We start from the raw sequence: 7,013 nt of genomic DNA, 5'->3' as shown, positions 1-7,013 counted from the left end.
GCGCAACGCGCCAGCACGAGCGCCAATCCTACTATCAACCTGCGAAGCGCCGCAGCGGCGCGGGCACGGCGGCGCCGCGCCGGGCGTGGCGCGCCGACCGCGCCGTTACGACTTGCCTGATTTGAGATCACTGGTTTTCTTCGGGATCACCACGGTATTGGTCTGGCTTAACAAGGTGAAGCTGCGTTCGTTGGGATGGCCGGTCATGCCCGTCCCGGTGACCGTCAACCCCTGCCCTTGAACCTGCACCTCGCCGGGCGCATTCACGATATCCTTGTCGGGGGCGAAGGTCGCTTCGCCGGTCGTCAGCACGAAGTCGCCGTACATGATCCTCAGCCCGCCGCTCAAATGGGCCTGGGTGATATGATTGCCGTTCACCGAAATTTCCGCGCGCGGCGCCGAGACCTCGACATCCTTGCCATCCTTGGACACCATCGACAACTCCGCGTCGGTCAGGATGAGCGTGGTCTTGTCGTGCGAGTAACTCGCCTCGCGCGCGCTCAGACGCCATTGACTGAGGCCGCCGCTCATTTGCGTCCACTTGACGTTGCGCGCGTGGAGCAGCGCGCTCGGCACAATCCCCGCCATCTGCTGGATCGTCGCCACCGGAGCGCGATGGCGCACGACATAAGTAGCGACTGCGAGCACCACGGCCAGCGCCGCGGCGCCGAACAATCCCATCGCCTTGGCGACCCGCTTCGGACTCATCGCGACGCTCCATCGATGAGGCTATCAGCGGCGGTTTGGAGTGTAAATCAATGCTTGCCGGGGCGCCTGGTTCGTTCGATGCGCGACCGCAGGCGCGCCGCCGCGTAGGTCAGTCCCGCGGCCCAGATGAGGCTGTTCGGCACCGAGAGCAGGATGAAATATTCGTCGGTTTGCGCGCCCGCCAGATGAACCAGCGGCGACCCGAGCAGGCTGAAAAGCAGATGCCAGCTCATGTTGCGCGAGGCGCTGGCCCACGCGATCGCCTGCGCGATCCAATGCGTGACGAAAAAACTCAGGAACACCAGCCCGGTCGCCAGATTGTCCGCGAGCGCCCGCCATGCGGTGCGGGGACTTTCTTCGGCCAGCCGCGCCATGCTCTGCCGCAAATGACTAGTCGCGCGCTGCCGCCTCGCGCGCCGCGGCATCGATTCGCGTGAGGTCGGCGAGCAGCGCCGGCAGGAGATCGAGCGGATAGGAATTGGGACCGTCGCTAAGCGCGCGGTCGGGGTCCTCGTGGACTTCCATGAAGAGTGCGTCCACCCCCACCGCGGCGGCCGCGCGCGCGAGCGGCGCGATGAACTCGCGCTGGCCGCCCGAGCGCTCGCCGCCCGCGCCCGGCAATTGCGCCGAATGGGTCGCGTCGAAGACCACCGGGTAACCGAAGCTGCGCATGATAACGAGCGCGCGAAAATCGCTCACCAGGTTGTTGTAGCCGAACGAGAAGCCGCGCTCGGTGACGATCAGCCGCCGGCCGCCGAAGCTCTCGGCCTTGGCCACCACTGCGCGCATGTCCCACGGCGCGAGGAACTGTCCCTTCTTGAGGTTGACCGCGGCGCCGGTCCTGGCCGCAGCCGCAATAAGATCGGTCTGGCGCGACAGGAGCGCCGGAATCTGCAACACGTCGGCGACCTCCGCCGCGGGCGCGGCCTGCGCGGGCTCATGAATGTCGGTCAGCACCGGGAGCCCGGTTTCGCGCTTGACCCGCTCGAGCACGCGCAATCCCTCCTGCAGGCCGGGCCCGCGAAAAGACTCCTGGCTGCTCCGGTTGGCCTTGTCGAATGACGATTTGAAAACGATCGGGACCCCGCTTGAGCGCGAAATCGCGGCCAGCCGCTCGGCGTGGCGCAGACAGGCCTCGGCGTTTTCGATCACGCAGGGCCCCGCAATCAGCACTAGGCGCGGCTCGCCGAAGACCACTGCGCCCGCCGCTACCTTGAGCCTGCTCACGACACCGCTTTGAGCGGGCGCACCTTGGCCGAACGCTGGGGCGCGGTCTCGGCTCGCCGCGCGACCGCCGCGCGGATTAGCCCGCGGAACAGCGGATGACAGTCCCACGGGCGCGAGCGCAACTCGGGATGGAACTGGCAGCCGAGGAACCATGGATGGCCCGGCAGTTCCATGATCTCGACCAGGTGATTGTCGGGCGAAGTGCCGGTGGCCTTGAACCCGGCCTGCTCGAGCGCCTTGCGGTAGGCGTTGTTGACTTCGTAGCGATGGCGATGGCGCTCGGAGATGCGGCTGCGGCGATAGAGCGAGAGCGCGAGCGAACCCGGGCTGATAGCGCAGGGATACGCCCCCAGGCGCATCGTCGCGCCCTTGCGATCGACCGTCTTCTGGTTCTCCATGATGTCGATCACCGGATCGGGCGTGTCTTCCTCGACCTCGCGCGAATTGGCCTTCTTGAGCCCGACGAGATCGCGCGCGATTTCGATCACCATCATCTGCAGGCCCAGGCAGATTCCCAGTATCGGCACCCGGTTCTCGCGCGCGTAGCGGACTGCGCGGATCTTGCCCTCGATCCCGCGCTCGCCGAAGCCGCCCGGGATGATGATCGCATCGGCGCCGGCCAGTCGCGCCGCGGGATTGCCCTTCTCCAGCTCCTCGGCGTCCACGTAGTCGATTACGACCCGCGCCTCGTTGGCGATCGCGCCATGGGCGATCGCCTCGTGCAGGCTCTTGTACGAATCGACCAGGTTGACGTACTTGCCGACCACCGCGACGTTGACGGTGGTCTTGGGATTCTGCACGGTCTTGACGATCCGCCGCCACTTGGCGAGATTGGGCGCGCCGGTCCAGATGTTGAGCTTCTCGACCACGCGCTGGTCGAACCCTTCCTCGTGAAAGCGCAGCGGCACCTCGTAGATCGATTCGACGTCGCGCGCCGAGATGACGCAGTTCTCCTCGACATTGCAGAAGTGCGCGATCTTGGCCTTGACCTTCTTCTCCAGCGGCCGGTCGCTGCGGCAGAGCAGGATGTCGGGCTGGATTCCGAGCCCGGTCAGCTCCTTGACGCTGTGCTGGGTCGGCTTGGTCTTGAGCTCGCCGGCCGCCGGGATGAACGGGACCAGGGTAAGATGGACGTACAGCACATTGTCGCGCCCGTAGTCCCAGCGGAACTCGCGAATCGCCTCGAAGAACGGCAGGCTCTCGATGTCGCCGACCGTGCCGCCGACCTCGACGATCGCGAGATCGAAGCCCTCGGCGGCTTCGCGGATGCGCCGTTTGATTTCGTCGGTGATGTGCGGGATGACCTGGACGGTCGCGCCGAGGTAGTCGCCGCGGCGCTCCTTCTGGATCACGGTGTCGTAGATCTGGCCGGTGGTGCAGTTGTTGCGCCGGCTCATCCGGGTTTCGAGGAAGCGTTCGTAGTGGCCGAGATCGAGGTCGGTCTCGGCGCCGTCGTCGGTCACGAAGACCTCGCCGTGCTGCAGCGGGCTCATCGTGCCCGGGTCGACGTTGATGTACGGGTCCATCTTGAGCAGCGTCACGTGCAGCCCGCGCGCCTCGAGCAGCGCGCCGAGCGAAGCCGCAGCGAGGCCCTTGCCCAGCGAGGAAACCACGCCGCCGCTCACGAAGATGAACTTGGTCTTGTTGTCGCGCTCCACTGTAGGTCCTCCCCGGCTTTCAGCCGCCGAGCCGCCGTGCGTGCGCGCGCGCGAGCGTGAGGTCCTCGGCAGTATCTACCTCAAGCGACGGCGCCACGGAAGCCACCACCCTGATCCGAAAGCCGCGCTCGAGCGCGCGCAGTTGTTCGAGCTTCTCGAGCGCTTCGAGCACGCCCGGCTCAAGCTTGGCAAAACGCAGCAGGAACTCGCGGCGATAGGCGTAAACGCCGATATGACGGCGCGCCGCGGCGGGCGGCGCGGCGCCGTCGCGCGGCCATGGAATCGGCGCGCGCGAAAAATACAGCGCGTCGCCGCGTCCGTCGCATACGACCTTCACCGCGTTCGGATTACGCCACTCCTCGGCGTCCGTGATCGGAGTCGCGAGCGTCGCCATCGCTATATCCTTGTCGGCGCGCATCGGCGCCGCGAGCGCGTCGAGGTCGGCCGGATCGATAAACGGCAGGTCGCCCTGCACGTTGATATAGATCGCGGCCGCCACCTTGGCGGCGACTTCGGCGATTCGATCGGTGCCGCTCTGATGCGCCGGCGAGGTCATCATCGCTTCGCCGCCAGCATCGGCCACCGCGCGCGCGATTCGCTCGTCGTCGGTCGCGACGATCACGCGATCGAGCGCGCGCGCCCCGGCCGCCCGGCGCCACACCCGCACGACCATCGGCAGCCCCTCGATTTCGGCGAGCGCCTTGCCCGGCAGCCGGGTCGAGGAAAAGCGCGCCGGGATGACGCCGACTATTCCATCGGCCATCGAGCGAACTCCGCAGACGATGTACAGGAACCGGAAGACTCCGAGCGCAACCGCACAATAATTAGTAGCTGGCGGCGGCCCACGATGTCAATTTCGCGCCGGGAATTCGGTCCACAACGCGGAGTTGACGGCGCGCGGAAAAATCGAACCGCGCGTCGGACGCGTGCCTGCGTGTCAGGCTGTCCTGCGATTGCGCGTCCTGCGCATCCGGGTTTTGCGCCTGCGCACCTGGATCGCGTCGGTGCGGCGCTTGCGCGCGAGTTTGCGATTGCGCCGGTTGCGCTGGCGGGAAGTCTGATTCATCGATTCACCTTACGGGAGTCAGGTTCTGGGTTGCCGGCGCCGCGGCGGCGTTTATCGGCGCCGCGGCCGCGTTGATAGAGGCGACGGGAGCATTCACCGGCGCGGCCGCTGCAGGAGGCGGCAGCGCCGCGGCGGGCTGGCCTGCGGATGTGGCGGGCAAGGCCGCGGCTACGGGCTGACCCATCGCTGCCGCGGCTTGGCCGGCGGGAGAGGTGACGCGGATCGTCGCGCCCCGCTCGTTCGCGGCTTCGGGCACGGGCGCACTCGGCGCCTCAGCCACCGCCGGGAGTTGCTGGCCGGACGGGAACGGTTGCTGGCCCACCGGATACGGCGAGACCGCGTTGAACGTCGCGACCACCTCGCTGCCGTCGCGCACGATAACCTCGCCGACGGTCTGCTCGGCCACCAGCGGCCCGTAGAGCGAGGCCGGGACGGCCAAATCCATCTTGAGGTTCGCCGCATCCTTCTTCGGCACCACCGCCGAGACCGTGCGCTGCGCCACCGGCTGCATCACTTCATTCGTTCCCACCCGCACCTGCATCGGCAGCAGCTGGCCCTGCCTGACGACCTCGACCTTCTCGAAGTTGTCGAAGCCGTATTCGAGCAACTTGGCGGCCTGCACGAAACGCTGCGCATTGGACGGCGCGCCCAGCACTACCGCGACCAGCCGCATGTTTCCGCGCTGCGCGGTCGCGGTCAGGTTGAACCCGGCCTTCAGCGTGAAGCCGGTCTTGATTCCGTCTGCGCCCTCGAAATGGCCGATCAGATGATTGGTGTTGTGCAGGGTCGCCGCGCCGTCGTCGAACGACGCGGTCGCCATCGAGGACCATTGCAGCAGGTCGGTCGAATGGATGAGCGCGCGCGCGAGCTTGGCCAGGTCATAGGCGTTGGTTACATCGGCGTCGTGCAGCGGTGTGGGCGGCAGACCCTCGACCGTGCCGTAAACCGTGTGGGTCATCCCGAGACTCTGCGCGCGCGCGTTCATCATCTCGACGCAGCGCTCGGTCGATCCGCAAACTTCCTCGGCCACCGCAACCGCGGCGTCGTTGGCTGAGCGGATAAGCGCGGCCTTCATCAGCTCGCCGAGGGGAACTACCTCGCCGGCACGCAGGCCCAGGCGTGAACCGCCGGTGAAGGCCGCGTTGGCGCTGATGACCGCGGGCGAGCTCAAATGAACGCGGCCGGCCTTGATCTGGTCTTCGGCCACCATCAGCAGCATCATCTTGGCCATCGAGGCCGGAGGCCAATCTATGCCGCCGTTGTAGTCGTAGAGAATCCTGCCGGTGTCGGCATCCTCGAGCAACAGGGCATGATAAGCGACCGTGCCCGTGCGTATCTGGCGATGGCGGTGCGAGGCGTGCCGCCGATGAGGCTTGTAGCTTGCACGGGCAGGCGCGGCAACGGTTGCCAGAGCGGCCGACAACGCGATCGCCGCCGCGAAAATCAATTGTGACCGCCGAAGTCCTTTTTGCCGTGATAGCCCGAGCTTTTTCACCACCGATATTCTCGCCGGGCTTCTGGATAGCCTGCCTAATATAGTCATCCCGCCACCTCGGCCACCACCTCGTTCTCCGCCACTCCCGGTCGGCGGGCTTGTCGACAGGATCGCGCCGGCTCAGCGGCCGCGCGCGAAATCAGCCACGCGGTCCGAGGCGCCTTTGGCGCCCGCGAGTTCCGCGCGTTTGAGTATCGCCAGGTTCTCGCGCGCGGGCGTGTAGGCCGGGTCGGCACTCAGCAGGTCCGACCACTCCTCGCGCGCAAGGGGGAACCGCCCTTCTTCGGCGTAGATAAGGCCGAGCGTGTTGCGCGCGTCGACCTCCTGCGGGTTGAGCCTCAGCGAAAACAGCATCTCGCGTTCCGCCTCGGTGAGCATCCCGCGCCGCTCGTAAGTCAGTCCAAGGTTGAAGTGGGTTTCAGGCTGATAGGGTCCGAGCAGAGCCGCAAGGCGCAGCACCTGGGTTGCACCCTGCAGTTGGCCCTCTTCGAGGTAGGCCAGCCCCAGATTAAGAAACACCTGCCAGTCATCGAGTCCCAAGTCCACCGCGCGCCGGTATTCGCGCAGTTCGGGCCGATGCTGTCCGGTGACGCCGTAGGCGAAGCCGAGATGGTAGTGGGCAAGTGCGTTGTCGGGATGTTCGCGGATGACGACGAGGTGGCGGCGAATAGCCGCTGGGTAGTCCTCCATCCCGAGGTAATAATCGGCCTGCGGGTCGCAAACCTGGTTATCGGTCCCGGTGCTCGAAGCGCAGGCTACATTCGGCCCCGACATTGCCGAGCAAATCAGTAACGCGAAGAGAAGCCGAAACGCGGGGTGAATACTCAATGTCCTAGCCCGCCACCAAGAAGCCGAACGG

8 protein-coding genes are annotated in these 7,013 nt (G+C 66.4%); all 8 read right to left on the bottom strand.

Annotated elements, in window-relative coordinates:
• Positions 1 to 105: 105 nt before the first annotated feature.
• Entirely contained in the window at positions 106 to 708 is a 603-nt protein-coding gene (gene lptC / locus VMI09_15545) for an LPS export ABC transporter periplasmic protein LptC (protein HTQ26101.1), read from the bottom strand.
• Positions 709 to 755: 47 nt separating this feature from the next.
• Complete coding sequence (locus VMI09_15540) at positions 756 to 1,082, bottom strand: hypothetical protein (GenBank protein ID HTQ26100.1); 327 nt, start codon at positions 1,080 to 1,082, stop codon at positions 756 to 758.
• A gap of 16 nt (positions 1,083 to 1,098) precedes the next feature.
• Entirely contained in the window at positions 1,099 to 1,935 is an 837-nt protein-coding gene (gene kdsA / locus VMI09_15535; protein HTQ26099.1) for a 3-deoxy-8-phosphooctulonate synthase, read from the bottom strand.
• The gene (locus tag VMI09_15530; GenBank protein HTQ26098.1) at positions 1,932 to 3,593 is read right to left on the bottom strand and encodes a CTP synthase; all 1,662 of its coding nucleotides are present in this window, start codon (positions 3,591 to 3,593) and stop codon (positions 1,932 to 1,934) included. Before VMI09_15530 ends, kdsA begins: the two co-directional genes overlap by 4 nt.
• A 19-nt stretch (positions 3,594 to 3,612) precedes the next feature.
• Positions 3,613 to 4,356 (bottom strand): 3-deoxy-manno-octulosonate cytidylyltransferase, encoded by a 744-nt coding sequence (gene kdsB / locus VMI09_15525; GenBank protein ID HTQ26097.1) that lies wholly within the window; start codon positions 4,354 to 4,356, stop codon positions 3,613 to 3,615.
• A 174-nt stretch (positions 4,357 to 4,530) separates the two neighbouring features.
• A complete protein-coding gene (locus VMI09_15520; GenBank protein HTQ26096.1) occupies positions 4,531 to 4,659 on the bottom strand; it encodes a hypothetical protein in 129 nt (42 codons plus the stop codon).
• A 4-nt stretch (positions 4,660 to 4,663) separates the two neighbouring features.
• A complete protein-coding gene (locus VMI09_15515; GenBank protein HTQ26095.1) occupies positions 4,664 to 6,106 on the bottom strand; it encodes a D-alanyl-D-alanine carboxypeptidase family protein in 1,443 nt (480 codons plus the stop codon).
• 168 nt (positions 6,107 to 6,274) lie between these two features.
• Entirely contained in the window at positions 6,275 to 6,928 is a 654-nt protein-coding gene (locus VMI09_15510; GenBank protein ID HTQ26094.1) for a tetratricopeptide repeat protein, read from the bottom strand.
• Positions 6,929 to 7,013: the final 85 nt, after the last annotated feature.

Source organism: Candidatus Binataceae bacterium (assembly GCA_035500095.1).
Lineage (GTDB): Bacteria > Desulfobacterota > Binatia > Binatales > Binataceae > JAKAVN01.
The sequence above is the reverse complement of the archived record's forward strand: the minus strand, read 5'-3'. Positions and strand labels throughout refer to the sequence as shown.